The following is a 569-nucleotide window of genomic DNA, read 5'->3' on the forward strand; positions in this document are numbered from 1 at the left end:
ACTTCTATCATACGACCGTAATCTTTAATCTGTTCAGAATCCAGCAATTCCAGCCCTATCCGCGTCGGGTCATTCAACTGGCTGATTTCATGCTCCAGCAACATCAACGTTTTGTCGCTCAACAAATCTTGCGGAGACAGGTTAATCGAGAAATCCCCTTTCTTATCTCGCATGTAATGCAGCGTCGAGCGGATCATGTGACGACTCAATCTGGTGTACAAATGCGTGTCTGAGATGATCGGTAAAAATCGCCCTGGAGCAATCACTGTTCCGTCTTCTTCTAAAATCCGCACCAGACATTCTTGGCTGGCAGGAAGATGACTGTAAGCGTGCACAATCGGTTGGCTATACGTAATAATGTTCTGCTTGAGAATCGCGCGGCTGACACAACTCAACCACCCTAGTTGCTCTTTACGTACATCTTCACTGACTTCGATGTCTTTAGCGTTGCAAATATGCGTGTTGCTGCGAACGCCAGAACGACGCGCTTCTATGCCTTTTAATAAGAGCTCATCAGGAGAAGCCGAAGGAAAATCACGACGGCTAACCAAGCCACCACACAAGGAAAT

General features: G+C 46.9%; 1 protein-coding gene. It reads right to left on the reverse strand.

From position 1 onward, the window contains the following. A partial coding sequence (locus R7Z49_RS26685) for an EAL domain-containing protein (RefSeq protein ID WP_318112681.1) occupies positions 1–569 on the reverse strand: 569 nt, incomplete at both ends.

Source organism: Vibrio sp. 1562, assembly GCF_033340155.1.
In the GTDB taxonomy this organism is placed as follows: domain Bacteria; phylum Pseudomonadota; class Gammaproteobacteria; order Enterobacterales; family Vibrionaceae; genus Vibrio; species Vibrio alginolyticus.